This is a genomic window from Limnohabitans curvus (assembly GCF_003063475.1).
Classification (GTDB): Bacteria; Pseudomonadota; Gammaproteobacteria; order Burkholderiales; family Burkholderiaceae_C; genus Limnohabitans; species Limnohabitans curvus.
This window is the reverse complement of the sequence record NZ_NESP01000001.1, coordinates 273204-298281: the sequence shown is the minus strand read 5'-3', so window position 1 is coordinate 298281 and position 25078 is coordinate 273204. Positions and strand designations below refer to the sequence as shown.

Sequence of the window (25078 nt, the reverse complement as noted above, 5' to 3'; positions counted from 1 at the left end):
CATGTCTCAACCCACCGTTTTGTCAGAGCGCCAAGGTCGCGTCGGGGTACTCACCCTGAACCGACCTGAACAACTCAATGCCTTGAACGACACCTTGATGGACGCTTTGGGCGCAGCTTTGCTGGCGCTGGATGCGGACGACGGCATCGGTGCCATCGTCATCACCGGCAGCGACAAAGCGTTTGCCGCAGGTGCCGACATCGCGGCGATGGCGGATTGGGGCTACATGGATGTGTTCAGCTCCGCGTTCATCACGCGCAACTGGGAAACCATTCGCCAAGTCCGCAAGCCTGTGATTGCGGCGGTGGCTGGGTTCGCCATGGGCGGTGGCTGCGAGCTGGCGTTGGCTTGCGATCTGATCGTGGCGGCAGAGTCGGCCAAGTTTGCTTTGCCTGAAGTCAAGCTGGCCATGTTGCCCGGTGCGGGTGGCACGCAGCGCTTGCCACGCGCCATTGGCAAAGCCAAGGCGATGGACATGTGTTTGTCCGCCCGCATGCTCAGTGCCGAAGAGGCTGACCGCTACGGCTTGGTGTCCCGTGTGGTGCCCAGCGACGCTTTGATGGCCGAGACCTTGAAGCTTGCCAACACCATTGCGGGCTTTTCTTTGCCTGCGCTCATCGCCATCAAAGAGTCGGTCAACCGCGCATGGGAAGGCTCGCTCACCGAAGGTGTCAAGTTTGAGCGCCACGCCTTGTACGCACGCTTTGCTAGCGCGGATGCACATGAAGGCATGCACGCCTTCTTAGAAAAACGCAAACCCACATTCCAGCACTGCTGACCCTTTCTCACCCTTTTAGGAAATCCCCTTCATGGCTCTCGACAAAGAATCTTTTGACCTCTTGCTGCCCACGCTGCAACGCTTCATTCAAGAGCGTTTGGTGCCTGCAGAAAACTACCTCGAAGAGCACGACGAGGTGCCCGCCGACATCGTCGAAGACATGAAAGAAATGGGCTTGTTTGGCCTGTCGATTCCTGAAGAGTTTGGTGGCATCGGTTTGTCCATGAGCCAAGAAGTGCAGGTCGCTTACGAAATTGGTCGAACCTCATTGGCGTTCCGTTCGGTGTTTGGCACCAATGTGGGCATTGGTTCGCAGGGCATCTTGATGGATGGCACGCCTGAGCAAAAAGCCAACATCTTGCCCAAGGTGGCCAGTGGTGAACTCATCATGTCGTTCGCCTTGACTGAGCCCGATGCAGGTTCGGACGCTGCCTCACTGAAGACCCGCGCTGATTTGGATGGCGACCACTACGTGCTCAACGGCACCAAGCGTTACATCACCAACGCACCACGTGCGGGGGCGTTCACCTTGATGGCGCGCACAGGGGGCCCGGGTGCAGGTGGCGTGTCGTCGTTCATCGTGCCGTCTGATTTGCCGGGCATCAAGCTGGGCAAGACCGACAAAAAAATGGGCCAACGCGGCACCAAAACCTGCGACGTGATTTTGGAAAACGTGCGTGTCCCTGCTGCCAACATCATTGGTGGTGTGCCTGGTCAAGGCTTTAAAACCGCGATGAAGGTGTTGGACCGTGGCCGTTTGCACATCTCTGCCGTGTCGTGCGGCATGGCACATCGCATCATCGAAGAGGCCACCGCCTATGCGCGTGACCGCAAACAGTTTGGCAAAGCGATTGGTGAGTTTCAATTGATCCAAGCCATGCTGGCTGACAGCCAGGCCGAGTTGCTGGCGGGTTGGTCCCTGGTGCAAGACGTGGCCCAACGCTTTGACGGCAAGCCTGCGCATGTGTCTGACCCCGACGTGTCCATGCGCGTGTCCTGCGCCAAGTTGTTTTGCACGGAAATGGTGGGTCGCGTAGCGGACCGCGGCGTGCAGGTTCACGGCGGTGCGGGCTACATCAACGAGTATCCTGTAGAGCGTTTTTACCGCGACGTGCGCTTGTTGCGTCTGTACGAAGGTACCACCCAAATTCAACAACTGATCATTGGCCGCGAACTCTTGCGCCAAGCCTCTTAAGTCATCTCATTTTTTTCAATTTCTAGGAGCCCTCATGTCCACTTCATCGACCAAATTTCACTGGGACGACCCCTTCATGCTCGACCTGCAATTGACCGACGACGAGCGTCAAGTCAAAGAGGCCGCAGCTGCTTATTGCCAAGAACGCTTGGCCCCGCGCGTGTTGGAAGCCTTCCGTCACGAGAAAACCGATGCTTCTATCTTTCGCGAAATGGGTGCGCTGGGCTTGTTGGGTCCCACCATTCCTGAAGCCTACGGCGGCGCAGGTATGAACTATGTTTGCTACGGCTTGGTGGCGCGCGAAGTTGAGCGCGTGGACTCTGGCTACCGCTCCATGATGAGTGTGCAATCGTCTTTGGTGATGGTGCCCATCAACGAGTTTGGCTCTGAAGCCCAAAAACAAAAGTATTTGCCCAAGCTCGCCACCGGCGAGTGGATTGGTTGCTTCGGTTTGACCGAACCCAACCATGGCTCTGACCCCGGCAGCATGATCACGCGTGCCAAAAAAGTGGCGGGTGGTTACTCGCTGTCTGGCTCAAAAATGTGGATCACCAACAGCCCGATTGCGGACGTGTTTGTGGTGTGGGCCAAAGACGATGCAGGCGCGATTCGTGGCTTCATTTTGGAAAAAGGCTGGAAGGGTTTGACCGCCCCTGCGGTACACGGCAAGGTGGGCTTGCGCGCGTCGATCACGGGCGAAATTGTGATGGACGAAGTGTTTGTGCCAGAAGAAAACGCGTTCCCTGATGTGCGCGGCCTCAAAGGCCCGTTCACGTGTTTGAACAGCGCACGTTACGGCATTGCTTGGGGCGCTTTGGGCGCGGCTGAAGACTGCTACCACCGCGCACGCCAATACGTGTTGGACCGTCAACAGTTTGGCCGCCCCTTGGCTGCCAACCAATTGGTGCAAAAGAAGTTGGCTGACATGCTGACCGAAATTTCTTTGGGTTTGCAGTCTTGCTTGCGTTTGGGTCGCATGAAAGACGAGGGCATTGCCGCGGTGGAAATTACCTCCATCCTCAAGCGCAACAGCTGTGGCAAGTCGCTCGACATCGCACGCGTGGCGCGCGACATGATGGGCGGCAACGGCATTTCTGACGAGTTCGGTGTGGCCCGCCATTTGGTGAACCTGGAAGTGGTCAACACCTACGAAGGCACGCACGATGTGCATGCTTTGATTTTGGGTCGCGCCATCACGGGCATCGCCGCCTTCAGCAACTAAGGAGTCATCATGAAAGTTTTGGTCGCTGTCAAACGCGTGGTGGACTACAACGTCAAGGTCCGCGTGAAGTCGGACAACTCGGGCGTTGACATTGCAAACGTCAAGATGAGCATGAACCCGTTTGATGAGATCGCGGTGGAAGAAGCCGTGCGCCTCAAAGAAAAGGGCGTGGTCACGGAAGTCATCGCGGTGTCTTGTGGCGTCGCGCAGTGCCAAGAAACCTTGCGCACCGCGATGGCGATTGGCGCAGACCGTGGCATCTTGGTCGAGACCGCTGAAGAGCTGCAACCCTTGGCCGTGGCCAAGCTCCTCAAAGCCTTGGTGGACAAAGAGCAACCTGGTTTGGTGATTCTGGGTAAGCAAGCGATTGACGACGATTGCAACCAAACCGGCCAAATGTTGGCGGCCTTGGCTGACATGCCGCAAGCCACCTTCGCTTCCAAGGTTGAACTGACAGCCGACAAAGCCAGCGTGACCCGCGAAGTCGACGGCGGTTTGGAAACCATTTCGATCAGCCTGCCAGCGGTCATCACGACCGATTTGCGTTTGAACGAGCCACGCTACGTGACCTTGCCCAACATCATGAAGGCCAAGAAAAAGCAACTCGATGTGTTCAAACCTGAAGACTTGGGCGTTGACGTGAGCCCCCGCATCAAGACCCTCAAAGTGGTCGAGCCTGCCAAGCGCAGCGCGGGCATCAAGGTGCCAGATGTGGCCACTTTGGTGGACAAGCTCAAGAACGTGGCAAAAGTTATTTAAGCCCGTCATCTCAACGAATACGCAGGAGAAACACACATGACATCCCTCGTGATTGCAGAACACGACAGCGCCTCGATCAAAGGCGCTACTTTGAACACCGTCACAGCCGCAGTCGCCATGGGCGCTGAGGTGCATGTGCTGGTCGCAGGACACAACGCCGGTGCCGCCGCTGCTGCAGCCGCGCAAATCGCGGGCGTGAGCAAAGTCATCCACGCCGACGGCGCCACACTGGAAGCGGGTTTGGCTGAGAACGTGGCAGCGCAAGTCTTAGCCATCGCTGGCAACTACACCCACATCCTGTTCCCCGCGACAGCGGCAGGTAAAAACGTAGCCCCTCGCGTGGCTGCCAAGTTGGACGTGGGCCAAATCAGCGACATCACAAAGGTGGACAGCCCAGACACGTTTGAGCGTCCGATTTACGCAGGCAACGCCATTGCCACCGTGCAATCCAGCGATGCTGTGAAAGTCATCACCGTGCGCACCACGGGTTTTGATGCAGCGGCTGCCACAGGTGGCGCGGCTCAAATCGAAACCACAGCAGCAACAAGCGACTCAGGCAAGAGCAGCTTTGTGGGCCGTGAAGTCACCAAGAGCGACCGTCCAGAGCTGACAGCAGCCAAGATCATCGTCTCCGGTGGTCGTGCCTTGGGCAGCTCAGAGAAGTTTGACGAAGTCATGACCCCACTGGCTGACAAGCTCGGTGCCGCGATTGGTGCTAGCCGCGCAGCGGTAGACGCAGGCTATGCGGCTAACGATTTGCAAGTGGGTCAAACCGGCAAGATCGTCGCGCCGCAGTTGTATGTGGCGTGCGGCATCAGCGGCGCGATCCAACACTTGGCGGGTATGAAGGACAGCAAGGTGATCGTGGCGATCAACAAAGACCCAGAGGCGCCGATCTTCAGCGTGGCCGACTTCGGCTTGGAGGCTGACCTGTTTGTGGCTGTGCCAGAGTTGGTCGCAGCGCTGTGAGTGCGGTGATGGATGCTGCTGCCTGCGTGCATATGGAGGCGAGGGGCGATGTGTGTGTCATCACCATCGACAACCCGCCCATCAACGCCACGTCCTTGGCGGTGCGTCAAGGTTTGATGGCGGCCATTTTTGATTTCAAAACCAATTCAGACTTTCAAGCTGCCGTCATCGTGGGGGCAGGTAGCACGTTTGTCGCAGGTGCTGACATCCGTGAGTTTGGCAAGCCCATGCAAGAGCCCATCTTGCCCGAGGTCATCCGTGCCATAGAAGATTGCGGCAAGCCCGTGGTGGCAGCCTTGCATGGTGCGGCATTGGGTGGTGGTTTTGAGTTGGCTTTGGCGTGTGATGCACGTGTGGCCGATGCCAAAACAGTGGTGGGTTTGCCCGAGGTGTCGCTGGGCATCATTCCTGGTGCAGGTGGCACACAAATGCTGCCGCGCCGCGTGGGGGTGTCACGCGCCATTCGCATGATTTGCGGCGCACAACGCATTTCAGCCAAAGAGGCCAAATCCCTCAACTTGTTGGACGAGGTGGTGGCCAGTGATGTGCTGGATGCCGCCGTGGCATTGGCCCGCCGTATGCAAGGCAAAAAGTGCCGCATTCGCGATGAAGCCGTGCCTGCAGAAGGTCCTGCACTGATTCAGCAAGCCGCAGAGGACGCGATGCGCGCAGGCAAACGTCGCCCTGCCGTCGAGGCCGCGATGGAGGCCATCAAATCGGCGGCGGTGTTGTCGATTGACGACGGCTTGGCCGATGAGCGCGCGGTGTTTTTGCAGCTGCGTTTGTCGCGTGAGGCCTACGCCTTGCGCCATGTATTTTTTGCCGAACGTGACAGTGCCAAGCTGCCTTCTGAGTTGAGTGCCACACCCATTCCGGTTGAAACCGTGTGCGTCATCGGTGCGGGCACCATGGGCACGGGCATTGCCATCAGCGTGTTGGATGCGGGCATGCAAGTCATCTTGCTTGAGCAAGATGCGGCGGCACTCCAACGTGGGCAAGACCGTGTGATTGCGCATTACCGTGACCGCGTGGCGGCACAAAAAATGAAAGCCGACGTGGCCCAAGCACGCGAAGCGTGTTTGCACAGCACGCTCGATTGGGCGGACATGGCCAAAGCCGATTTGGTGATTGAAGCCGTTTTTGAAGACTTGGCAGTCAAGCAAGAAGTGTTCAAAAAAATTGACCAATTTGCACGTGCAGGCGCAGTGCTGGCCACCAACACTTCTTACTTGGATGTGGATGCAATCGCGCAAGCCACCTCACGCCCGCAAGACGTGTTGGGGCTGCACTTTTTCAGTCCTGCCAATGTGATGAAGCTGCTAGAAGTGGTGCGCGGCAAAGACTCGCGTCCCGACGTATTGGCCACAGGCATGGCTTTGGGCAAGCGCCTGCGCAAGCTGCCGGTGCTGGCGGGCAACCACTTTGGTTTCATTGGCAACCGCATTTACAACGCGTACCGCAACCAATGTGAATTCATGTTGGAAGACGGTGCATGGCCCGAGGATGTGGATGCCTCGCTCAAACAGTTTGGCATGGCCATGGGGCCATTTGCGGTGGCAGATTTGTCAGGGCTCGACATTGCCTGGCGCATGCGTCAGGCGCAAGCCGCCAGTCGCGCGCCGGGCGTGCGCTACGTGGACATCTTGGATCGCTTGTGCGAAGCCGGTCACCTCGGGCGTAAGACCGGTGCGGGCTACTACACCTATGTGGATGGCAAGCAACAACCGACGACCGATGAGGCGGTGCGCCACATCATTGAAGATGCGTCGCAGCGTCGCGGCATCCAACGTCAGCCGTTGAACAGTGCCACGATTCAACGCCGCGCGTTGCTGACCATCGTCAACGAGGCTGCACGTTTGATGGGCGAGGGCGTGGCCAGTCGTGCCACAGACATTGACGTGGTGTTGGTGCATGGCTATGGTTTTCCGCGTTGGGAAGGCGGCCCCGTGTTTTGGGCCCGTCAACAAAACCGAGAAGCCTTGACCCAAGAAATCAAAGACCTCGCCAGCCAATGCGGCGATGGTTTTGTGTTGGCAGATTTATCTGTCTTGTTTGAAGATCAATAACGTTTACATCCTATGACACACGCTTTCATTTGCGATGCCATTCGCACACCCATTGGCCGCTACGGCGGTGCTTTGTCTTCTGTTCGCACCGATGATTTGGGGGCCATCCCCATCAAAGCGTTGATGGCGCGCAACCCCAACGTGGATTGGGCGCAAATCACCGATGTGCTGTATGGCTGCGCCAACCAAGCGGGCGAAGACAACCGCAACGTGGCCCACATGGCCAGCTTGTTGGCGGGCTTGCCCGTCGACGTGCCAGGCGCAACGATCAACCGTCTGTGCGGTTCGGGCTTGGATGCGGTGGGGACAGCCGCACGTGCCATCAAATCGGGCGAAGCGCAGTTGATGATTGCCGGTGGCGTGGAGAGCATGAGCCGTGCGCCTTTTGTCATGCCCAAAGCCGAGAGCGCCTTTAGCCGCAACAACGCGGTGTACGACACCACGATTGGCTGGCGTTTCATCAACAAGTTGATGAAAGAAAAATATGGTGTCGATTCAATGCCCGAGACGGCAGAGAACGTGGCCGTGGAGTTCAAGATCGAGCGTGAAGCCCAAGACCTGATGGCCATGAACAGCCAACTGCGTGCCGTTGCTGCACAGCAAGCGGGCCACTTGGCACGCGAAATCACACCCGTGCTGATTCCACAAAAGAAGGGTGAGCCCACGGTGGTGGACACCGATGAGCACCCCCGCGCCACCAGCTTGGAAGCCTTGGCCAAGCTCAAACCCATTGTGCGTCCCGATGGCTCAGTGACCGCAGGCAATGCCAGCGGTGTGAACGACGGGGCGTGCGCGCTGCTCTTGGCGAATGAAACCCATGCTGCCAAGAATGGTTTGACCCCCAAGGCACGCGTGGTGGGCATGGCCACGGTGGGTGTGGCGCCGCGCATCATGGGCATTGGTCCTTTGCCGGCCACGCAAAAAGTATTGGCGCAAACGGGCCTCACCATCGCCCAGATGGATGTGATTGAACTGAATGAGGCGTTTGCTGCGCAAGGCTTGGCCGTCACGCGCGCCCTGGGTTTGCGTGATGACGACCCGCGTGTCAATGCTTGGGGTGGTGCGATTGCGTTGGGGCATCCATTGGGTGCATCAGGCGCTCGCTTGGCGACCACCGCCGTGAACCGTTTGCACGCCACGGGCGGCCGTTACGCGCTGTGCACCATGTGCATTGGTGTGGGGCAGGGAATTGCACTGATTCTTGAGCGAGTTTGACGATCTAGGACAATCTGCGCATCAGTTCCCTTTTTTGGAGATGCGTTATGCCCATTCGTCGTTTGGTGTTGTCCCGTTTCGCAGCTGTTGCAGCGACTGCGTTTTGCGCCTTGGCTGCCGTGAGTGCCCATGGCCAGTCGTACCCCACAAAGCCTTTGCGCATCGTTGTGCCGTTTGGTGCAGGCGGTGTGGCTGACCTGACCGCACGTACGGTCGCACAAAAAATGTCGGAAGGTTTAGGCCAAGCGGTGGTCATTGACAACCGCCCCGGCGCCGGTGGCATTGTGGCGGCGGAGATCGTGGCCAAGTCCGAGCCTGACGGCTACACCATTTTGCTGATGTCCAACGCCAACGCGGTGAGTGCTGGTCTGTTCAAGGCTTTGCCATTTGACCCCGTGAAAGACTTCACGCCCGTTTCGCTGATGGGGACGTTTGACTTAGCTGTTGTCACCAGCGCTGATTCGCGTTTTCAATCGCTGCCCGAGTTGTTGACATGGGCCAAAGCCAACCCAGGGAAACTCAACATTGGCAGCATCAACATCGGCAGCACCCAACATTTGACGGCTGAGTTGTTTAAATCGGTGGCGGGCTTAGATGCCCAAGTGGTGCCTTTCAATGGCACCCCCGCTGTGATGAACGCGCTGCGCGGTGGACAAATTGATATCGCGGTGGAAGTGCTCAGCCCTGTGCTGCCGCAAATCAAGGGTGGGGCACTGCGTGCTTTGGCCGTGACAGGCCCAAAACGCAACACGGCTTTGCCACAAGTTCCGACAGCCAAAGAGGGCGGCGTGCCTAATTTCGTATCGACCTCGTGGAATGGTTTGGGCGTGCCAGCCAAAACACCACAAGCGGTGGTGGACCGTTTGAACAAAGAAGTGAACGCCGCGCTGCAAAACCCAGCCGTGCGTCAGAAGTTGCTGGACTTGAATGTCGAGCCGCATCCCAGCACGGTGGGGCAAGCACACGATTGGTTGCAAACTGAAATCAAGCGTTGGAGCGATGTGATTCAACGCGCAGGCATTCAAAAACAATAAGCCACAGACTCAATGCTCAACATCCTCACCATCACTGGCCCTATTTATTTGGTCATCGCGCTGGGCTTTGCGGCCACGTATCGCGGCTTGTTCAGCAAACTGGATGGCCAAGTGTTGGGGCGTTTTGTGCTGCACTTTGCGCTGCCTGCCATGCTGTTTAACACGCTGACGCAACGCGACTTTGCCGAGGTGATGAACCCAAGGTATTTGATTGCCTATGGCGTGGGGTCCGTATTTTCTTTTGCACTTGGCTTTGGTGTGTGGCGTGTGTGGCGCAAAAAATCGCTCACGCAAAGCAGCCTGGTGGCGATGGGGGTGAGTTCGGCCAACAGTGGCTACGTGGGCTATCCCATCTTGTTGCAACTCTTGGGGCCTGCTGCGGGTGTGGGTTTGGCCTTGACCGTGTTGGTTGAAAACTTGGTGACGATTCCGTTGGCGCTGGCTATGGCTGAAAGCGGTGAGACCGCCCATTTGTCATGGCGACACACCGTGCTTCAAAGCTTGAAGCGCATGGCCAAGATTCCCATGATGCAAGCGATTGTGTTGGGCTTTGCGTTCTCCATCTTGGGTTGGCACTTGCCAGAGGTGTTGTCGAAGACCGTGAACTTATTTGCCGCCTCCACTGCTGCGATTGCCCTGTTTGTGAACGGCGGCTCTTTGGTGGGTATGCGTGTGCTGGGCCTGATTCAAGAGGTGCGCTGGATTGCCATCGGTAAATTGGTGGTGCACCCTTTGGCTGTTGGGCTGATGTTGATGGTGGTGGGCCCGATGGAGCCCAGCCTCAAAATTTCTGCGGTGTTGCTGGCGGGGATGCCCATGCTGGGCATCTACCCCTTGTTGGCGCAACGTCACGGGGAAGAGGGGTTTTGTGCTGCCGCGTTGTTGGTGACCACTGTCGCGTCCTTCTTCACCGTCAGTTTGATTGTTTGGGCTATGGGCGAGTTGCCCGGCTGGCACGTCTAAGCACACACCATGCACATCAACGAGTCTGAAGTTGAAGTCACCGCAGTTCGCGCCCAAGGCGCGGGTGGGCAAAACGTCAACAAAGTCTCGAGTGCCATTCATTTGCGGTTTGATGTGATGGCGTCGTCTTTGCCAGATGATGTGAAAGAACGTTTGTTGTGCTTGCCAGACCACCGTATCACCAACGAAGGCGTGGTGGTGATCAAAGCGCAAGAACACCGCAGCCAAGACATGAACCGCATTGAAGCCTTTGCGCGTTTACTCGACTTGGTACAAAGCGTGGCCAAGCCACCCAAAAAGCGCAAGCCCACCAAGCCCACCTATGCGTCTAAGCTGCGCCGCTTAGACAGCAAAAAAAAGACCTCGGCGATCAAATCGAACCGAGGTCGGGTGCTTTAAGCGCTGCGCGTGTTTAGGCTTTGCGCAGGAAGCAAGCCTTCAACATGTAGTTGCCCACATCCATCTTGCAGTCCACTTCGTGGTCGCCGCCAACCAAGCGAATACTTTTGACCTTGGTGCCCATCTTGAGCGTGGTGGATGAGCCCTTGACCTTGAGGTCTTTGATGAGCACCACGGCATCGCCGTCTTTCAATACCGTGCCGTTGGCATCTTTCACCACCGCCTCGTCTTCGTCGTCTGCCGCAGCGGCAGCCACCATGGGCCACTCATGCGCGCAGTCGGCGCAGACATAGTTGTCGCCGTCTTGGTAGGTGTTTTCTTGGCCGCATTGGGGGCAAGCTGGAATGGTGGACATGTGGTTGTTTTCTTTCAAAGGAGAGCAGTATAAATTTACGATTTCAAGAGGCTGGTATTTAACGCACTTGCAGCTTGATGCCATCCGTTGAGGCGGCTTTGATTTCGCCCACTTCGCAAGCGCTGGCAAAGCCATGCGCGTGGAAGATGGCCAGTACCTCATCCACTGTCTCAGGGGTACATGCCACGAGCAAGCCGCCACTGGTTTGCGGATCACTCAGCAAGGCTTGGTCAACGGCGTTGCATCCAGGCGCGAGCTCAATCTCATGGCCGTAGGCAGACCAGTTGCGGCCTGATGCGCCGGTGAGCATGCCTTGCTCAGCCAGTGCGCGCACGCCGTGCAGCAGCGGCACTTTCTGCATGTGGAGTTGCACCGTGGTTTGAGAACCTCGCGCCATTTCTAAGGCATGACCCGCCAAGCCAAAGCCCGTCACATCGGTCATGGCGTGCACACCAGCCAAGGCGGACAGTGCCGCACCTGGTGTGTTGAGTTGCGTCGTGTTGGCAATCATTTGCGCATAGCCTTCGGTGCTGAGTGCGTTCTTTTTGAGCGCGGCAGACAACACGCCCACGCCCAGTGGTTTGCCCAAAATCAACCGGTCGCCCACGCGGGCATCTGCGTTGCGTTTGATGCGTTTGGGGTGAACCAAGCCCATGACGACCAAGCCGTAAATCGGCTCGACCGAGTCAATGGTGTGGCCGCCCGCGATGGGGATGCCCGCCTCGCGGCACACGCTTTGACCGCCGTCCAAAATTTTGCCAATGGTCTCGGGTGACAACACGTTGATGGGCATGCCCACCAAGGCCAAGGCCATGATGGGTGTGCCGCCCATGGCGTACACATCGCTGATGGCGTTGGTGGCGGCGATGCGACCAAAGTCAAACGGGTCATCCACGATGGGCATGAAGAAGTCGGTGGTGGCAATCAGTGCTTGCTCGTCGTTGAGCTGATAGACCGCAGCATCATCCGCGGTTTCAATGCCCACCAACAGCTGTGCAGGGATAGGCATCGCGTGGGTGCTTTTGAGAATTTCGCTCAACACGCCTGGGGCAATTTTGCAGCCACAGCCGCCGCCATGGGACAAACTGGTCAGGCGAGGCTGGGTAGGGAGGGGCGGTGTGCTTGAAGTGGTCATAAACATGCTTTTCGACGTAGACCTAGATTTTGCCAGTTACAAGGGGAAACCCACGGATCAACCCAGCGGGCCATCTTGTAGGCTGTACCGCAAACAGAAAGGGCGTGATGTATGGCGTGTTGGCGACGAGTGTGGGCTGCATTGTGTGTGTTCGGTGCAGTGGTTCCGATGGCGGCACAGGCCGTGCCTTTGCTGAAATGCCACTTTGAGGTCAATGCGTCGCGATCTGAGCACTCGTTCTCGCCAACCCATGACCCTTATGCGGTACGCAGTGTGGATTTGGAAAACCGGTTTCGTTTCAAGGCCGTGGTGCTGGGCAACGACACACAGGTGGACACCATCAACCTTTACGTGTCTTACCAAACCGAACGCCAGCCCATGGTGTTGCAGCACGTCAAGTTTGTGGCGCCTGTGGCACTCAAACAGCCAACCCCAGATGCCTTGACGGGGCGCGTCGCCTTGTATTCGCCGTTTTTAGGTAAAGAGCTGTTGTATGGCTGTGCTTTGCATGAGGTAACGCCATGAAATACCCACTTCAATTTCTTTCGGCATGGTGTTTGTCATGGTTTGTCGTGACGGTCTCTGCACAGACGTCCTCTGTGGAGCCGGTGGTGTCGGTGGTCTTTGCGGGCGACATCATGCTGGAAGGCGGTGCAGACCGCGCAATTCGGCGTGGACGCGATCCATTTGTAGGCGTGGCACATTTGTTTAAAAACGCCGACCTTCGTTTGGGCAACTTAGAGTGCGTGGTTGCCACCGTGGGTTCTGTGGAACCAGAAAAGCCCAACACGTTTCGCGTGCATCCTAGAGGGTTGACGTACCTGCGCCGTCACTTCGATGCGGTGGGTTTAGCCAACAACCATTCGGGCGACTTTGGCCCCAAAGCATTGACCCAAATGCTGGGCCTGCTCAAGCAGTCGGGCTTGGGGTACTACGGTGGCGGGCACAACTTGCAAGAAGCACACACGCCGTTGGTGATGGAACGACACGGGATTCGCATTGCATTTTTAGGCTACAACGAGTTTCAGCCACGTAATTTTGAGGCCGACCATGACCGCGCGGGCATTGCTTGGAGTGAAGACGAACAAGTGGTGCGCGATATTGCGCAAGCCCGCCATGTCTGGAAGGCGGATGTGGTGATTCCTGTCATGCATTGGGGCTGGGAGGAGTCGGTTGCCAATGCCCGACAACGTGAGTTGGCGCGTTTGATGATTGACGCCGGCGCTGACGCTGTCATTGGCGGGCATCCGCATCGCGTGCAAGACACAGAGCAGTACAAAGGCAAACCTATTTTTTACAGCTTAGGTAACTTTGTGTTTGACGGCTTTCCAGACAAGGTCAACAACATCGGTTGGGTGGTGCGCTTAGAGATAGATCGACGTGGTGTGCGAGATTGGAAAACGCATGAAGTCCGCATTGATCGTCAAGGCTTGCCGCACGCCCGCAAATAACGTTCTACCTGTTTGCGGGTAAGGATTTCATCAGGTTCGGGTATTGGTCATCCAACGTTTGAAAGCTATGCTTTTCAAACGGAATCATGGCTACACCGAGGTAAAGATGAGATCAGAAAAAGCAAAGGCAATCGACGTATCTAGCGTTCATGACAAGGTCGATGTGCAAGCCTTCGACACGCTTTATTTCATGAACCTTGGACTTCTGAAAAGAATCAACCTGATCGCCAACGGTCGCGAAAGCACCATTGACGTCATCTTCGATGGCGACTGGGTTGGGTTTGATGGCATCCCGATTGGCTGCTACAGCTGCACGGCGATTTCTTTGGGTTCAGGCAGAGCGTGGTCTATTCGTTATGACGATTTGTTGCGCGCAAGTGGTTACGAGCCTGCGTTGATTCAAGATGCTTTGACTGATTTCAGTCAGCAATTGCTAAGGCGGCGTCATTCGCCGGTTTCTGTGAAAGCACTGTCCAACGATGGCCGTGTGGCTGATTTTTTGCTGCAATGGGGGCAGTCTTTGGTGGCGCAGGGACGTGAGGCGGGGCCATTCACCATGCGTATGACGCGTGCCGACCTTGGGCTTTTGATGGGGCTGGACTTAGAAGCCATCAATCGTGCGCTGTCGAACTTGGCATTCCATGGGGCGATTGAGTTTGAGGGGGAAGACCGAAGTGACATCTGTGTGCCAAGTCTCACAGGGCTCAAAGGGTTCATTCAAAGCGACATCACATTCTCACGCGTTGTATGGCAATGACGATCGTTGAATTTCAAAGAGTGTCTGAGCGCGACATGATGTTTAAAAATCGAAGCTGGACTTACGTGTCACCCTATGCGGCCAGTCAAGGTGCAGAGCAGAGCCTCGCAGATTGATTTGTGCTGTGCCGGTTGCCTCACCTGAGGCTTTGTCGCGTGTGCGGCCTTTGGCAGATGACGTGGTTTGCCTGCATGCGCCTGCTGATTTTCATTTCATTGGCCAGTACTACCAAGAATTCAGCGAGGTGTCAGATGCGGATGTGATGGCACTGTTGTCGTGACGAAATCTGTCGAGGCATTAAAAAACGGCTGATGAGATCAGCCGCTTTGTATTTAGAACCGATATCCCAGTGAGATGCCGTAGCCTTGTGCTCGGATGCCATCCTTGTGGTAATAGTTCATATAGTCCACCTGTCCATAAATTGCTGGTGTGAACTTTGTTTGCAAACCCATGCCATAGCTGACATCTGCGCCTGTTCGTTCGCCGCCGGTGGTCGCTGTGATGTTTGAGTGCGAGAGCCCCACGCGTGCGAAAAGTTCGGTGCTGTCGGTCAATGCAACTTTGGGTTTGATGGCAATGCCGTAGTGGGTGATTTCTCCATCAAACAAAGTTTTGTTGTCTTTGGAAACCGTGGTTGTGTACATGGCTTCCACAGCCCAATTTTTATGTATTTCCTTACCAACGATCAATCGCATCGCCTGGGGGTTTGATGTTTCGCCACCATCTACTTTCAGTTCAATGGGGGTATAGGCAACTTCGCCGTAATAGCCAACATCTGAGGGGTAGATGCTGGTTTGCGCTTGGGCTGCGGTGGTGCCAAGCGTTGTCAAGATGCATGCCGCAAGAAGACGGTGGGGGGTCATAAAGAGTCCTTTCAAAAATGAAAGTGAATGATCTTTTCTTTTCCTTTTATCTTCTGTTCCATTTCACACATTGAAAGATGTGCGGTAGAGAACGTTAAAAATTTTTAAACCTTAATGCGCCTCTTAGCGTGTGTTTTGACACAAACGTACAAGCCGTTAACTTAGAAACTAGCGGATAGGCATCTTGCTTCAAGGTGCTATTTAGGTGGGGCATTAGGCGCCACGATTGATCAACATATGGAGAATTTCCCATGACTAACTTAGCCCGTTTCAACCCTTTTCGTGAATTGGCCGAACCATTCAGTGACGACTTTTTCAAAGGCTTTGCGCTTCGACCTATCTACCGTATGACGGATGATCATCCACAGATGAAGTTAGACCTGAACGAGGATGAAAAAACCTACTTCGTCAAAGCGGAAATGCCAGGTGTTCATAAAGACGAAATCAAAGTCATGATTGATGGCAATCAAGTGTCAGTGACCGCTGAGACAAAAAAACAAAAAGAAGAAAAAGAAGGTGCGAAGACGATTCGCAGTGAGCGCTATTACGGAAAGATTTTCCGCAGCTTCACTTTGGAACAAGCGATTGATCAGGCAACCGCTGTTGCCAAGTATGAAGATGGCGTGCTGGAGCTCACCTTGCCAAAGAAGCTTGGCAATCATTCAAAGCTGTTGAAGATTTCATAAGTTTGATACATCCAACCTCGACAAACCCGGACCTGTCGAGGTCGGATGCCTTGTTCGATTGACATCAAAGGAGCTTCCTATGGGCGAACGTTTAACGGTTGGCGAGATCTGCACGCGTGAAGTGACTTTTGCCGACAAAGATACAAATTTGGTCACCGCTGCACAGTTGATGCGCCGCGATCATGTGGGGGCCTTGGTGGTTGTGGACCATCTCAATGGCGAGCGCAAGGTTTCTGGCCTTCTCACGGACCGAGACATCGTGACGTGTGTGATTGCACAAGGGATTGACCCTGGTCCGTTATTTGTAGAAGACATCATGAGCGCGCCAGTGATCACCGTGCAAGAGGATGACTCGCTGATCGATTTAATGCGGACCATGCGTACCAACGGCATCCGTCGTGTCCCTGTGGTGAATGAGAAGCAAGATCTTGTCGGGCTTGTCACGCTCGACGATGTGTTGAGACTACTTGCGCAAGAGTTTGGTTTGTTGGTTGCGGCGATTGATAAAAGCACGCAGCGTGAAGTCAAACGTCGCCCCTGATGCTGTGGGAGGCTGGCTTCTCAACTGAGGCTTGAGCGATCTAGGGTCATGGCCCTGCTGATTGGGGCTAATGTCTTCAGCCATTTCTTTGCAGGCAAAGGCCAACGTGTTTGAATCGTTTGCGCCTGGGCCTGCAATGTGTTTGTGTCAAACACGCGAGGTGTACGCAAAGCCAGCACAATCGCATTGCCTGCTGGGGTGGGTTTGAATGCCCACACGGCGTCTTTGCCAAAAGCTGTTGTGATTTTTTTCAAGCTTTCGTCATAGTTGGAGGCTTGGCCAAATAAGTTCACCGCCATACAACCTTCGTGGGTGAGCAAGTTGCGGCAATCACGGTAAAAATCTTCGCTGTCGATCACTGGGCGGGCAGCATCTTGGTCATACAAATCAACTTGCAAAGCATCGATCTTTCCGCGCCATTGGTCGTCGCTTGCGATTTCGGCGGCGTCGCCCAATACCACCTGTAATTTGTCGTTGTCCTTGGGTAAGTTGAACCACTGCCTGCATGTCGTTATCACCTGTGGGTTTAATTCGATGGCGATGGTCCGCATCTTTAAATGCTGATAACAAAACTTGGTCAGTGATGCAGCGCCCAATCCCAGTTGCATGGCGTGTTTATGACTGACTTGATCTAAATCTGTGAATAACAACCAGCCCATCATGCGCTGTTGATATTCGAGGTGGATTTCAAACGGCTTGCTCACCTTCATAGAGCCCTGCACTGCGGGCGTTCCCAAATGCAAAAAGCGCATGTCGCCGTAGTCGGCAAAAGTGACCACAGGCAAATCGCCGTTTTGCCGCACCGTTTGATCTGCGTTGGCATGACTTTGATGGCTAAACGCACGCGCTTGTTTTTTTGCCATCCAAGCGCCAATCAGCATCGCCAAAATACAGCCGACTAAACCAAAAATCAGCTCAATGGGGGTCAAAACCATGTCCAATAATTCCTTCTAAAGCAAAGAAAAAGGGCCTTGCATCGCTGCAAGGCCCTTATTAATTGGCTCCTCGACCTGGGCTCGAACCAGGGACCTACGGATTAACAGAGGTCTCTGGGCGCCGCGAGAAGAACACCTGACGCGACTTTACACCATTTCTCGCCATGTTTACAAGAGGCATTAAGTGCGCTTGTCCGTTGGTATGGGATCACCCCTTTGGCCTAAGATGCACCAATACAAAATTGATTAGGTTGTGATTTTTATGACTGCTGCCGCACCTTACGCATTCAATTCGAACGAGTTGTGGACTCTTGGAATCGCAGCTTATGCGGCAATCGTTTCGACCTTCGTTCTTGGCTGGGATGCCTATAAATGGCTGGCTTCGGGAGCCAAAATTGATCTATCGGCCTCGACAGGAATGCAGGTTTATGGCGGTCTGGTGCCAGACCCCAAGACCTATGTTTCTGTTACAGCATGGAATGTCGGGGATCAACCGACGACCATCACCAATCTCGGCGGCCTTTATTTCGATTCATGGTGGCGGGCATACATAACCCGAAGAAAGTGGGCACGTGCGTTCATCATCACCGAACCATCGCAGGTTCAGCGCATACCTTACCGTTTCGAAGTTGGTGACCAATGGATCGGTATGGCCGAGCAGACAGAGGACATCACGCAGATGGCCAAGGACGGTTATTTGTTTTTCGTCCTGTACACGGCAAAAGGTGGGCGTGGCCAGCGTGTGCGCGTTAAGGTTCGCCCCAAAGAAAATGGAAGCACAGACAACGAATAGCTTACTTGGCCAGGACGTTACGCACCTGGCGTTCAGTTAGGCAAACCGCTTGGGCAATATTGCGGTTTGACATTCCAGCTTCTGCCATGCGCATCACTTCAGCGTTGCGGCGTGCGCGGTAAATCGCGCGGCATTTAGGCAAGATGATCGTTTGCCCGCCGTATGCTTTAGATAGCTTCACCGCTGCTGATAGCCCCACAAGGCTGACTAGGCACTGGCCATGGCGTGGGTGGATGGGGAAGTAAACCACACCAGTGCCATCGGTACCGTGTGCGTGTTCGACCAACATCATTGCCAGATCAAGGCCAATCAATGACGCTATTTTGGTTACCTGGGCGGGCAGCTTGTCATTCATGCGGCCACCCGATACGCACCGTTTTTAATCATGGCGCCAGCAGCGCGCGTAGCGGACTTTTTCGCCTGATAAGTTCGTGCCTTCACCGATTCATCGGCCACGGTGCGCGCAGCTTGCTTTAAAGCCACAGACAGATTTATAAATTCTTGGCCCAGCACACCCAGGTCGTGCGCCATCGTCATCGTTGCCATGCTGTCGGCAGCTTTCAGGCCGGGGAATGTGTGGCGTGCTTGTGTTGCGCGTTGCGTCAGGTTGCACAGTTCTGTGCGTAGTTGGCAAAGTGTTTCGTGTTCGTCCATTTTGTTACTCAAAAAAAAGGTGGCCCTTCAACTTTTTAGGGCATCCGGGCCACCCGTTTAAGCCCCCCGGGGGAAGGGCGAGGAAAGGCTGATTACTTCCGCCATCAGCCAAGGCGGTCACCGAGGAAAACTATTTGTCTGTGTCCTGCTAATAATTTGTGACCCAATTTTTTCGATTAATAGGTTTGTTCGGTTGTGTCGCTAGGCGCACGCGCGCTTCAAGGTAAGACACGCCACGTTTGACTTGGGCATCAGTCAGCCATGGCCAGCGCGCACGAATGCGTTTATCGGCTTCGGCGCGGCTGAAAATGAACATTCCCCGAATGGGGCCACCCATGGAAATTGCAAGGCGTGGCCCTGTTTCGGGGTCGCCTTCACGTTCAACGATGTGGGCCGCTTCAATGACGGCCGACACTTCATCGGGTAGAGCGGATTTGCCGCGAGTGATCGAACGAACCAGCTTTAAAAACATGGTCAGACCGTCCAGAAAACTGAAGGGTTGGGCAGCAAGGGGATCATGTTGGCGTGGGCTGTCAGCACCAGATCGCCTTTTGTGTTGCGGCGTTCGACGATCAGATCGATCGATTCGTGAATGGCAACACCAGCGCGGCCAAAGCTGCCAATCACTGTGCCTGCGGTGTCGGCAGTTGTGTCGGCAACGATGCCACCAGCCACAGCGAATGCACCATCGCCACGCCACCCAGCGCCAGCACCTTCAGTGCCCACCAAGCCGCGCAGTTCATCAATGCGCAAGCCTTTTGCAGCAACAGCGCCAGCCGTGAACGTGGCGGGGTTTGTTGCTTCAATCGCTGCCAGCAAAACGGCATCAGAAGCGCGGGCGAGACCCAGGACGAATGCCACCAGGACTTCATCGACGATTTGGTCGTGACCAATAAGGCGCTGCAATGAACGGGGAATTTCAAAGCGAACACTTTTCTGAATACTGGTTGACCAATCAATGGTGGCGCGACTAATTGGAAGATCAGACGCCTGCACATCGCTGTCGTCGTCTGTCGTTGTGAATGGAGCACCTTCGATCGTGCTGAAGAATTTGGCAATGCGTTCAAATGCCACGCCAGGATCACGAAGTCCGATTGCGCGGGCTTTGCTTGGGTCGGGGCGCGTGATGATCACAGAACCAGCTGCAGCGCAGCGGGAATTTTGAAGAATGCCTGCGTTCAGGGTTGCACGTTCGCCACCAGCTGTCGCGATCGGGGCACCGTACAAATTACCGTCAGCGCCAAGCATTCCCGGTAAGTAGCTGGTGGCCAGATTCAATGTGCCAGTGCTTGCGGGTTCTTTTGAAAAGTACGCAGTTGGTTCTGCGTAGCCAGGTGGCGTGTGCGAAACGAAGGCGGTTTGGTTTTGCGCATCAGCGAGTAAGGCGCGGATTTTGGTGCGTGCATCGGACATGTGTAGATTTCCTGAAAGTGATTTCGTGTCTAAGTCCGCAGTGTTGGTTGCCTAGCGAATCATTTCCTCTTGTGGGTTTTCCTGCTTGTCGGTTTTGCGGGGCAAAGCGCTTTTGAAAACATCCAAACGGTGCGCGATCGCGGCTACTTGGTCGGCTAAGTCTTGTCGATCGGCGGTGATCATCTGTCCAAGCGCTGCGCGCAAGTGCTGGCCAGCCGATTCAATGGACATGCGTGCAGCACACAGGGCAGCAGGGCGGCTTTGTTCATCGGCTAGTGGGCGAAGGTATTGCTGCGCGCGTTTTAGTGCGTTTTCCAAGGGGCTGTTTTCATGCTGCATTTGTTTCCTCGTCTTCAAATTCATCATCAATGCCAGATTCCAAGCGGGTAGAAAATTCATCTTCTGAGCATTGCGCCGCATCGGTCAGCGCGTGGTCTATTTCTCCGCCCATGATTTGCTTGAATCGGCGTTCGTCGGTTTCTCCGATCAGCTGGGGCGCGATTCGGCTGGGCAGCTGCCGCATTCGTTCGCGGGTCATCGCTGCAAATATGCTCATGGCCGCACGCATATGGGCCACTGGTGCAAGGCGGCGCAACTTTTCACGCAGTTCAGCTTCGATCAATGTGGTTTCAGCTTGCAGCTTTCGGCGGCGAAGTTCTTCCATGTCAGCGGTGACTGCATTGCCCTGTTGTTGGTCAATCTTCCAGCGCACGAACCAGTCCACCACGGCGGCGCTGTCGAACTTCCAGCCTTGCCCGCGTCCTGTTGATCGCTCTGCCACTGGACAGCCCAGCGTCACCCAGCGATCAATAGTGTTTTGTGATTTACCAAGTGCCGCGCACAGTTCGGTTTTGTTCATCATCGTCATGGTCGGCACCCAAGATATTCATATTCAATGCAGTTTTGGCGGGTCACGCAGATATGGAATGACGCGGCTGCCTGGCACCCGCAGTGCCCCCATGCGGGGAAGAACCTAAACACGGGAGGGGTGGGGGTAGGCCGCTTGCCTGGTCGCTGTGATGTGTGTGTCTGCATCGCTCTGCATTCACGCATCGCGCGCATTCACTGACGCCATGCAGTACTGCGCCACGCGTGCGCTGCCGCCGTTCCTTGTTCCCACGTCGATCAGTTCGGCATCGATCGCCATGCCTTGCTTACGCAGTGCGTGAATGGCACTTGCCAGACTCCAAAGTCCGAATCGGTTCAGCGCGTCCAATGGCGTCAGTCGTTCGCCACGCTCAAGCGCAGCACGCACTTGTTCGATTCCTGTTTCAGTAGAACGATTTGCTTTCATGTAGTCAGTCACAGCAACCCCCCTGGCCCGTATGAACGAGAACCGAAGTCGTCAGCAGCTGGGCGGCGCACTTGGATGGCTTTGTCTTTCAACCATTCAGCCCTGAAGCCTTGCCACCCACGCAAGCAGCATTCACGTAGTGCTTGTTCTAGGGTGATTCCTGCTTTCGTTGCTTCACCTTTAATGCCGTCTAGTGCTGTGTCAGTCAGCGGGGCGCGTTTTGCTTTTCTGATAGCCAGAAAATCAGCCCATATTTCAATGGGTACTTCATCAGGTCGAACAGCATCAACGCGCTTTCGCGTTTTATCTTCTGAACGAAGTGAAGAAGATATATCTGGTGCTTGGTGTTTGGTGTCTGGTGTATGGGTAGCCGTGTTGTCACGCGTGACAGGTTCCGTGACATGCGCGTGATCAGCATCATCGCTTGCACTTCTTAGCAGGGCGTGCAGTTGTTCCGTTGTGGCGTCCCAGGGCGCAGTGATGCCGTGTTCACGCAGTTCGCTAAACATTTCCCGGCGGCGTTCACGCGCACGATTTTGACGCTCTCGGTCATTCTCTTTGCGTGCTTCAACGCGCGGTTGCTTTGCCTGGTAGCGGTCGATTTCTGCATCGCATCGGTTATGGCGCCAGCCGTCTTTGTCTTTATAAAAAAACTCAGCCAGCACAGCCTGAACCGCATCGCGTTCCGGTTTGGTGTTTGCTCTCGCAAGGCGACAAACGTCCTTCAACTCACCAGGAAGCGGTTTTTCTCGAATGTAATACGCATCAATTAGGCGGCGATATGCCCCATCTTCAGCCATGGACAGGTGCGAAGTGTTTTTCGCATAGTCGCCCAGGTGATGTTCGTAGTAATTCACAGCATGCCCACCTGGCCCGAAGGCTGGTGCTGATCTGTGGCTTCCTTTTGATCTTGCATGGGGGCAACAAAGGCGCGTAGTGCGGCCACAGTTGGCTGGTAGTGCAGTTGGCCGTGACGTTCGGCAAAGAACACCACTGGGCCATCAGTTGCTTCACTTCTATGCAGGACACACCCGCGAATTGCAGCGTGTGCCCGCAAGGTCTGAAACTCTTTTTCAGTGATTGAATTGATCATCAGGCCCCCGTTCAGTGGGGCAGATATGTCAGAGCCTTTTCGCGCAGCGTGCGAATTACGGCATCGTCGAATTCAGGACGCACTAAGTGCCATTGCCCTCGAATCTTCAACAGCGCACCGGCTTGGATCAGACTGTCGCGGTTTTCTCGAATGAACCAGCGCAGAGATTCAAGGCCAGGGAATAGGCGCTTGCCATCAGTTGATTTGTGAAACTCTCGCCAGTTCTCGACTGCCGAAAGTGAGTTTTGTATTTGCATTCGCGTAATCTCCAAAGTTTTCCTTGTGTAGCCATGACTGTGGCGACATTTGGAGTTTCGGGATATGCGCTAAGTGTGAGTAGGGCAAGAAGTCGGCATATTTCTGCCACTTCCTGCCAGCCCTTATTCGGTAAAGGTTTTCAAGAATTCACGAATGTCGTGATCTGGGTCTGCATGGATATTGGCAGCCAAAAAAACAGCGGCGGTGATTTCTTGGAAGGCAGTGCTGTTGCGCGAAATCAGCACGCCAGCATCACGCGCAGCATTTGCCACATGAAACATCAAAGAGAAGCGTGAAACCTTATCGGGACTTCGTGGGCGGCTTTTTTTTGGTTTCAGATCGGCAGCGTTTTGTTCAGCAATAAGCACCAAGGCATCACCAGGTTCACCAGCGCCTGGGCCTAGTGCTTCGGTCAGCTGGTGCAATGGTTTGACCAGGCCTTCATCTGCTGCGTTTGATTTGAAAAATTCCCATGCATCGCCACCATCAGCGATGATTCGCACGATCGTTTGCAGCGCTTTGTGCAAGTCGTCGGCATCCTTTTTAACTTCGCTTGGAAGTTGCTTTGCCGCGCGTGCCATTGGCAGCATTTCGGCATAGTGTGTGATTGCCGCTTCAATCTGTCGCACGGCTTTGTCGCTGCCGTTTAGTAGGGCATGAAGCCTTAACCGTTCTCGTTCTTCTAGTTGCATCGTGCGCTCCCTTGCGCCCCTATTTGGGTGCCGCGCCAGCCCGGTAGGGTTCCGGGTTTTCGGGGATCAGCCTAGGCGCGACAAACTCTTTTAAGCCACTAACTTTGTGGGCTGGCTTGGTACAACATCAGCCCGCACCAAGGTGGCCGCGATACGTTCGCGTGCCACCAGCATCAGGCGGTTGATCCGGTCAATCACTTCAGCCCCTTGGTGTTCGCCCGTTGAAAAATCATACGCGGCTTGTTCAGCTGCACCCACCAGCGCGGCCAGGGTGTGCAGTTCGTCGATCACGTCAGTCAGGGCGGCTTCGTGGGCGTTGGTTTGGTTGGCTTGTTTGTTCATGGTTTTAATCTCCAAAGGTTTCAGGGTTAGGCGGCTGCTGCAAATACACGGGACAACATGGCGGCACGGCTATCGACGCAAAGGTGCGCGTATCGCTTCGTCATTTCTAGGGACTTGTGGCCCAAGCTGTCGGCAATGGCTAGCAGCGGGGCGCCTTGCTTGGCAAGCCAGCTGGCGTGCGTGTGGCGCAGGGTGTGAAAACACGCGCCTTCGATACCTGCATTGGCCATGGCGTTGTGATATGCCTTTTCGAAGTTCATGGGCTTGAATGGGTTGCGTCCGCAGAAAATCAATTCATCGGCAGCGGATGCACCGCGCAGGCTTTTGAGTTCTTTGGCCACATCGTCTTGCAGCACCAGCACGAAGGGTTCGCCGTTCTTGGTGCGCTCTGCGAAGGCACGTAGCCCCTCGATGTCCACATCAGCCCAGCGCAAGCCCATCAAGGTGCCGCGGCGTGCGCCAGTGGTCACGGCCAGTTTGATCAGCACGTGCAGCTTTTTCCAGTAGGACGCCTTGGACGCTTTGAGAAGTCGCAAATATTCGGCTTCGTTCAGGTAGCGCGTGCGCACGTTGTCTTCGGGCAGGCGTTCGGTGTCGGTCACCGGGTTCATCCAGCCTTTGGGCATCAGGCGGCGTTTGCGTCCCCAGGTCAGCAGCGCCTGGATGGTGGTGCGGTAGCGGTTGACGCTTGCGGGCTTCAGTGGCTTGTGAGTTTCGACCAGTGTGATGGCCTCACGGGAAGCGCCGCCACGATTGTGGACACGGCCACGCCTTTGCAGGGCGTCTAAAACGTCTTGGATGTCGTCGCCATCGATTTCGTGCGCAGCCTTGGTTCCAAGGTGCGTAACGAAGTAGGCCAAGCGGGTGGCCTGTTGGCGGTCACCCCCTTGGTAACAGGCCATGTATGTGTCGGCCAGTTCTTTGAGGGTGAAAATTTGTCCCCTAGTCAGGGGGACGATCACTGCACTTTTTTCGTCAGATATGTGTCGCATTTTTAGCTCCGGTCAAGTTTGAATACCAAAAACATTGGTGTTCTTCTTGCCGCCACTAATCATGGGCCACACAAGGAAATCTGAATCCAGAAACATGAACCGGATCAACAACTTACGTTATTGACCCGGTGCGTTTTTGGCTCCTCGACCTGGGCTCGAACCAGGGACCTACGGATTAACAGTCCGGCGCTCTACCAACTGAGCTATCGAGGAATACAAAAATT

The 25078-nt window shown here is 55.2% G+C and carries 34 protein-coding genes and 1 tRNA gene; 17 read left to right on the top strand and 18 right to left on the bottom strand.

Features of this window, described 5'->3' with window-relative positions:
* The first annotated feature begins 1 nt into the window (after position 1).
* Genes B9Z44_RS01330 through arfB form a run of 10 tightly spaced genes read left to right on the top strand, consistent with a single transcriptional unit; the run spans position 2 to position 10600 of the window.
* Positions 2 to 778 (top strand): enoyl-CoA hydratase, encoded by a 777-nt coding sequence (locus tag B9Z44_RS01330; protein ID WP_108401500.1) that lies wholly within the window; start codon positions 2 to 4, stop codon positions 776 to 778.
* Between the two features lie 31 nt (positions 779 to 809).
* On the top strand, positions 810 to 1973 hold the full coding sequence (locus B9Z44_RS01325) for an acyl-CoA dehydrogenase family protein (RefSeq protein WP_108358862.1): 1164 nt from the start codon (positions 810 to 812) through the stop codon (positions 1971 to 1973).
* Between the two features lie 34 nt (positions 1974 to 2007).
* Complete coding sequence (locus tag B9Z44_RS01320; RefSeq protein WP_108358861.1) at positions 2008 to 3195, top strand: acyl-CoA dehydrogenase; 1188 nt, start codon at positions 2008 to 2010, stop codon at positions 3193 to 3195.
* A gap of 9 nt (positions 3196 to 3204) precedes the next feature.
* Positions 3205 to 3954, top strand: a complete 750-nt coding sequence (locus B9Z44_RS01315; protein WP_108359096.1) for an electron transfer flavoprotein subunit beta/FixA family protein — start codon at positions 3205 to 3207, stop codon at positions 3952 to 3954.
* Positions 3955 to 3990: 36 nt separating this feature from the next.
* The gene (locus B9Z44_RS01310) at positions 3991 to 4923 is read left to right on the top strand and encodes an electron transfer flavoprotein subunit alpha/FixB family protein (protein WP_108401499.1); all 933 of its coding nucleotides are present in this window, start codon (positions 3991 to 3993) and stop codon (positions 4921 to 4923) included.
* A gap of 8 nt (positions 4924 to 4931) precedes the next feature.
* Positions 4932 to 6989, top strand: a complete 2058-nt coding sequence (locus B9Z44_RS01305; protein WP_199220191.1) for a 3-hydroxyacyl-CoA dehydrogenase NAD-binding domain-containing protein — start codon at positions 4932 to 4934, stop codon at positions 6987 to 6989.
* A 12-nt stretch (positions 6990 to 7001) separates the two neighbouring features.
* Entirely contained in the window at positions 7002 to 8204 is a 1203-nt protein-coding gene (gene pcaF, locus B9Z44_RS01300) for a 3-oxoadipyl-CoA thiolase (protein ID WP_108358858.1), read from the top strand.
* Between the two features lie 47 nt (positions 8205 to 8251).
* On the top strand, positions 8252 to 9238 hold the full coding sequence (locus tag B9Z44_RS01295; RefSeq protein WP_108358857.1) for a Bug family tripartite tricarboxylate transporter substrate binding protein: 987 nt from the start codon (positions 8252 to 8254) through the stop codon (positions 9236 to 9238).
* 12 nt (positions 9239 to 9250) lie between these two features.
* Positions 9251 to 10201, top strand: coding sequence for an AEC family transporter (locus tag B9Z44_RS01290; protein WP_108401498.1), 951 nt, complete (start codon positions 9251 to 9253; stop codon positions 10199 to 10201).
* Between the two features lie 9 nt (positions 10202 to 10210).
* On the top strand, positions 10211 to 10600 hold the full coding sequence (gene arfB, locus B9Z44_RS01285; RefSeq protein WP_108358855.1) for an alternative ribosome rescue aminoacyl-tRNA hydrolase ArfB: 390 nt from the start codon (positions 10211 to 10213) through the stop codon (positions 10598 to 10600).
* Positions 10601 to 10613: 13 nt separating this feature from the next.
* Here arfB and B9Z44_RS01280 read toward each other — a convergent pair whose 3' ends face one another.
* On the bottom strand, positions 10614 to 10955 hold the full coding sequence (locus B9Z44_RS01280) for a zinc ribbon domain-containing protein YjdM (RefSeq protein WP_108358911.1): 342 nt from the start codon (positions 10953 to 10955) through the stop codon (positions 10614 to 10616).
* Positions 10956 to 11013: 58 nt separating this feature from the next.
* Positions 11014 to 12090 (bottom strand): selenide, water dikinase SelD, encoded by a 1077-nt coding sequence (gene selD / locus B9Z44_RS01275; RefSeq protein ID WP_108358854.1) that lies wholly within the window; start codon positions 12088 to 12090, stop codon positions 11014 to 11016.
* Positions 12091 to 12201: 111 nt separating this feature from the next.
* Between selD and B9Z44_RS01270 the strand changes: the two genes are divergently transcribed.
* The 4 genes from B9Z44_RS01270 to B9Z44_RS15130 all read left to right on the top strand — a co-directional run bounded on the left by B9Z44_RS01270 (position 12202) and on the right by B9Z44_RS15130 (position 14578).
* A complete protein-coding gene (locus tag B9Z44_RS01270; protein WP_146180572.1) occupies positions 12202 to 12615 on the top strand; it encodes a hypothetical protein in 414 nt (137 codons plus the stop codon).
* Positions 12612 to 13541, top strand: a complete 930-nt coding sequence (locus tag B9Z44_RS01265; protein WP_108401496.1) for a CapA family protein — start codon at positions 12612 to 12614, stop codon at positions 13539 to 13541. Before B9Z44_RS01270 ends, B9Z44_RS01265 begins: the two co-directional genes overlap by 4 nt.
* Positions 13542 to 13647: 106 nt before the next feature.
* Entirely contained in the window at positions 13648 to 14298 is a 651-nt protein-coding gene (locus B9Z44_RS01260; protein ID WP_170108453.1) for a Crp/Fnr family transcriptional regulator, read from the top strand.
* Positions 14299 to 14422: 124 nt separating this feature from the next.
* Positions 14423 to 14578, top strand: a complete 156-nt coding sequence (locus B9Z44_RS15130) for a hypothetical protein (protein WP_158268544.1) — start codon at positions 14423 to 14425, stop codon at positions 14576 to 14578.
* Positions 14579 to 14630: 52 nt separating this feature from the next.
* Here the strand turns inward: B9Z44_RS15130 and B9Z44_RS01255 are convergent, their stop codons facing one another.
* Positions 14631 to 15161, bottom strand: coding sequence for a porin family protein (locus B9Z44_RS01255; protein WP_108401494.1), 531 nt, complete (start codon positions 15159 to 15161; stop codon positions 14631 to 14633).
* 251 nt (positions 15162 to 15412) lie between these two features.
* On the opposite strand from B9Z44_RS01255, the gene B9Z44_RS01250 reads away from it, so the two are divergent.
* Positions 15413 to 15847 (top strand): Hsp20/alpha crystallin family protein, encoded by a 435-nt coding sequence (locus B9Z44_RS01250; RefSeq protein WP_108358848.1) that lies wholly within the window; start codon positions 15413 to 15415, stop codon positions 15845 to 15847.
* A 79-nt stretch (positions 15848 to 15926) separates the two neighbouring features.
* Complete coding sequence (locus B9Z44_RS01245) at positions 15927 to 16388, top strand: CBS domain-containing protein (protein WP_108401493.1); 462 nt, start codon at positions 15927 to 15929, stop codon at positions 16386 to 16388.
* Positions 16389 to 16408: 20 nt separating this feature from the next.
* Here B9Z44_RS01245 and B9Z44_RS01240 read toward each other — a convergent pair whose 3' ends face one another.
* Entirely contained in the window at positions 16409 to 17140 is a 732-nt protein-coding gene (locus tag B9Z44_RS01240) for a class I SAM-dependent methyltransferase (RefSeq protein WP_211308717.1), read from the bottom strand.
* Between the two features lie 445 nt (positions 17141 to 17585).
* Here B9Z44_RS01240 and B9Z44_RS01235 point away from each other — a divergent pair, with 445 nt between their 5' ends.
* Positions 17586 to 18116, top strand: coding sequence for a hypothetical protein (locus B9Z44_RS01235; protein WP_211308666.1), 531 nt, complete (start codon positions 17586 to 17588; stop codon positions 18114 to 18116).
* A 1-nt stretch (position 18117) separates the two neighbouring features.
* Here B9Z44_RS01235 and B9Z44_RS01230 read toward each other — a convergent pair whose 3' ends face one another.
* The 14 genes from B9Z44_RS01230 to B9Z44_RS01170 form a co-directional block, all read right to left on the bottom strand.
* A complete protein-coding gene (locus B9Z44_RS01230) occupies positions 18118 to 18471 on the bottom strand; it encodes a Mor transcription activator family protein (RefSeq protein ID WP_108401492.1) in 354 nt (117 codons plus the stop codon).
* The gene (locus tag B9Z44_RS01225; protein ID WP_108401491.1) at positions 18468 to 18770 is read right to left on the bottom strand and encodes a hypothetical protein; all 303 of its coding nucleotides are present in this window, start codon (positions 18768 to 18770) and stop codon (positions 18468 to 18470) included. The genes B9Z44_RS01230 and B9Z44_RS01225 overlap by 4 nt, the downstream gene beginning before the upstream one ends.
* A 148-nt stretch (positions 18771 to 18918) precedes the next feature.
* A complete protein-coding gene (locus tag B9Z44_RS01220) occupies positions 18919 to 19242 on the bottom strand; it encodes a hypothetical protein (protein WP_108401490.1) in 324 nt (107 codons plus the stop codon).
* A gap of 2 nt (positions 19243 to 19244) precedes the next feature.
* Entirely contained in the window at positions 19245 to 20183 is a 939-nt protein-coding gene (locus B9Z44_RS01215) for a hypothetical protein (RefSeq protein ID WP_108401489.1), read from the bottom strand.
* A 51-nt stretch (positions 20184 to 20234) separates the two neighbouring features.
* Positions 20235 to 20522, bottom strand: coding sequence for a hypothetical protein (locus tag B9Z44_RS01210; RefSeq protein ID WP_108401488.1), 288 nt, complete (start codon positions 20520 to 20522; stop codon positions 20235 to 20237).
* Positions 20512 to 21051, bottom strand: a complete 540-nt coding sequence (locus tag B9Z44_RS01205; protein ID WP_108401487.1) for a terminase small subunit — start codon at positions 21049 to 21051, stop codon at positions 20512 to 20514. Before B9Z44_RS01205 ends, B9Z44_RS01210 begins: the two co-directional genes overlap by 11 nt.
* Positions 21052 to 21228: 177 nt before the next feature.
* The gene (locus B9Z44_RS01200; RefSeq protein ID WP_146180570.1) at positions 21229 to 21477 is read right to left on the bottom strand and encodes a helix-turn-helix domain-containing protein; all 249 of its coding nucleotides are present in this window, start codon (positions 21475 to 21477) and stop codon (positions 21229 to 21231) included.
* 8 nt (positions 21478 to 21485) lie between these two features.
* Positions 21486 to 22334: a YdaU family protein gene (locus B9Z44_RS01195; protein ID WP_108401485.1), complete on the bottom strand. Its 849-nt coding sequence runs from the start codon at positions 22332 to 22334 to the stop codon at positions 21486 to 21488.
* Positions 22331 to 22570, bottom strand: a complete 240-nt coding sequence (locus B9Z44_RS15010) for a hypothetical protein (protein ID WP_146180569.1) — start codon at positions 22568 to 22570, stop codon at positions 22331 to 22333. Before B9Z44_RS15010 ends, B9Z44_RS01195 begins: the two co-directional genes overlap by 4 nt.
* 11 nt (positions 22571 to 22581) lie before the next feature.
* Positions 22582 to 22827: a hypothetical protein gene (locus tag B9Z44_RS01190; protein WP_108401484.1), complete on the bottom strand. Its 246-nt coding sequence runs from the start codon at positions 22825 to 22827 to the stop codon at positions 22582 to 22584.
* A gap of 123 nt (positions 22828 to 22950) precedes the next feature.
* Positions 22951 to 23520, bottom strand: coding sequence for a hypothetical protein (locus tag B9Z44_RS01185; RefSeq protein ID WP_146180568.1), 570 nt, complete (start codon positions 23518 to 23520; stop codon positions 22951 to 22953).
* A gap of 90 nt (positions 23521 to 23610) precedes the next feature.
* The gene (locus B9Z44_RS01180) at positions 23611 to 23862 is read right to left on the bottom strand and encodes a hypothetical protein (RefSeq protein ID WP_108401482.1); all 252 of its coding nucleotides are present in this window, start codon (positions 23860 to 23862) and stop codon (positions 23611 to 23613) included.
* A gap of 26 nt (positions 23863 to 23888) precedes the next feature.
* Entirely contained in the window at positions 23889 to 24854 is a 966-nt protein-coding gene (locus B9Z44_RS01175) for a tyrosine-type recombinase/integrase (RefSeq protein WP_108401481.1), read from the bottom strand.
* A 137-nt stretch (positions 24855 to 24991) separates the two neighbouring features.
* Positions 24992 to 25067, bottom strand: a tRNA-Asn gene (locus tag B9Z44_RS01170).
* Positions 25068 to 25078 lie beyond the last annotated feature (11 nt).

Bases quoted from the DNA above. Each gene is read 5' to 3' on its own strand.
- B9Z44_RS01305 (WP_199220191.1), top strand. From the start codon at position 4,932: ATGGATGCTGCTGCCTGCGTGCATATGGAGGCGAGGGGCGATGTGTGT.
- B9Z44_RS01325 (WP_108358862.1), top strand. From the start codon at position 810: ATGGCTCTCGACAAAGAATCTTTTGACCTCTTGCTGCCCACGCTGCAA.
- B9Z44_RS01270 (WP_146180572.1), top strand. From the start codon at position 12,202: ATGGCGTGTTGGCGACGAGTGTGGGCTGCATTGTGTGTGTTCGGTGCA.
- B9Z44_RS01250 (WP_108358848.1), top strand. From the start codon at position 15,413: ATGACTAACTTAGCCCGTTTCAACCCTTTTCGTGAATTGGCCGAACCA.
- B9Z44_RS01290 (WP_108401498.1), top strand. From the start codon at position 9,251: ATGCTCAACATCCTCACCATCACTGGCCCTATTTATTTGGTCATCGCG.
- B9Z44_RS01280 (WP_108358911.1), bottom strand. From the start codon at position 10,955: ATGTCCACCATTCCAGCTTGCCCCCAATGCGGCCAAGAAAACACCTAC.
- B9Z44_RS01315 (WP_108359096.1), top strand. From the start codon at position 3,205: ATGAAAGTTTTGGTCGCTGTCAAACGCGTGGTGGACTACAACGTCAAG.
- B9Z44_RS01265 (WP_108401496.1), top strand. From the start codon at position 12,612: ATGAAATACCCACTTCAATTTCTTTCGGCATGGTGTTTGTCATGGTTT.
- arfB (WP_108358855.1), top strand. From the start codon at position 10,211: ATGCACATCAACGAGTCTGAAGTTGAAGTCACCGCAGTTCGCGCCCAA.
- B9Z44_RS01245 (WP_108401493.1), top strand. From the start codon at position 15,927: ATGGGCGAACGTTTAACGGTTGGCGAGATCTGCACGCGTGAAGTGACT.
- B9Z44_RS01235 (WP_211308666.1), top strand. From the start codon at position 17,586: ATGACTGCTGCCGCACCTTACGCATTCAATTCGAACGAGTTGTGGACT.
- B9Z44_RS01205 (WP_108401487.1), bottom strand. From the start codon at position 21,051: ATGACGATGATGAACAAAACCGAACTGTGCGCGGCACTTGGTAAATCA.
- B9Z44_RS01180 (WP_108401482.1), bottom strand. From the start codon at position 23,862: ATGAACAAACAAGCCAACCAAACCAACGCCCACGAAGCCGCCCTGACT.
- selD (WP_108358854.1), bottom strand. From the start codon at position 12,090: ATGACCACTTCAAGCACACCGCCCCTCCCTACCCAGCCTCGCCTGACC.
- B9Z44_RS01240 (WP_211308717.1), bottom strand. From the start codon at position 17,140: ATGCGCTTTTTGCATTTGGGAACGCCCGCAGTGCAGGGCTCTATGAAG.
- B9Z44_RS01230 (WP_108401492.1), bottom strand. From the start codon at position 18,471: ATGAATGACAAGCTGCCCGCCCAGGTAACCAAAATAGCGTCATTGATT.
- B9Z44_RS01225 (WP_108401491.1), bottom strand. From the start codon at position 18,770: ATGGACGAACACGAAACACTTTGCCAACTACGCACAGAACTGTGCAAC.
- B9Z44_RS01220 (WP_108401490.1), bottom strand. From the start codon at position 19,242: ATGTTTTTAAAGCTGGTTCGTTCGATCACTCGCGGCAAATCCGCTCTA.
- B9Z44_RS01210 (WP_108401488.1), bottom strand. From the start codon at position 20,522: ATGCAGCATGAAAACAGCCCCTTGGAAAACGCACTAAAACGCGCGCAG.
- B9Z44_RS01330 (WP_108401500.1), top strand. From the start codon at position 2: ATGTCTCAACCCACCGTTTTGTCAGAGCGCCAAGGTCGCGTCGGGGTA.
- B9Z44_RS15010 (WP_146180569.1), bottom strand. From the start codon at position 22,570: ATGATCAATTCAATCACTGAAAAAGAGTTTCAGACCTTGCGGGCACAC.
- B9Z44_RS01175 (WP_108401481.1), bottom strand. From the start codon at position 24,854: ATGCGACACATATCTGACGAAAAAAGTGCAGTGATCGTCCCCCTGACT.
- B9Z44_RS01295 (WP_108358857.1), top strand. From the start codon at position 8,252: ATGCCCATTCGTCGTTTGGTGTTGTCCCGTTTCGCAGCTGTTGCAGCG.
- B9Z44_RS01200 (WP_146180570.1), bottom strand. From the start codon at position 21,477: ATGAAAGCAAATCGTTCTACTGAAACAGGAATCGAACAAGTGCGTGCT.
- B9Z44_RS01310 (WP_108401499.1), top strand. From the start codon at position 3,991: ATGACATCCCTCGTGATTGCAGAACACGACAGCGCCTCGATCAAAGGC.
- pcaF (WP_108358858.1), top strand. From the start codon at position 7,002: ATGACACACGCTTTCATTTGCGATGCCATTCGCACACCCATTGGCCGC.
- B9Z44_RS01260 (WP_170108453.1), top strand. From the start codon at position 13,648: ATGAGATCAGAAAAAGCAAAGGCAATCGACGTATCTAGCGTTCATGAC.
- B9Z44_RS01215 (WP_108401489.1), bottom strand. From the start codon at position 20,183: ATGTCCGATGCACGCACCAAAATCCGCGCCTTACTCGCTGATGCGCAA.
- B9Z44_RS01255 (WP_108401494.1), bottom strand. From the start codon at position 15,161: ATGACCCCCCACCGTCTTCTTGCGGCATGCATCTTGACAACGCTTGGC.
- B9Z44_RS01320 (WP_108358861.1), top strand. From the start codon at position 2,008: ATGTCCACTTCATCGACCAAATTTCACTGGGACGACCCCTTCATGCTC.
- B9Z44_RS01185 (WP_146180568.1), bottom strand. From the start codon at position 23,520: ATGCAACTAGAAGAACGAGAACGGTTAAGGCTTCATGCCCTACTAAAC.
- B9Z44_RS01190 (WP_108401484.1), bottom strand. From the start codon at position 22,827: ATGCAAATACAAAACTCACTTTCGGCAGTCGAGAACTGGCGAGAGTTT.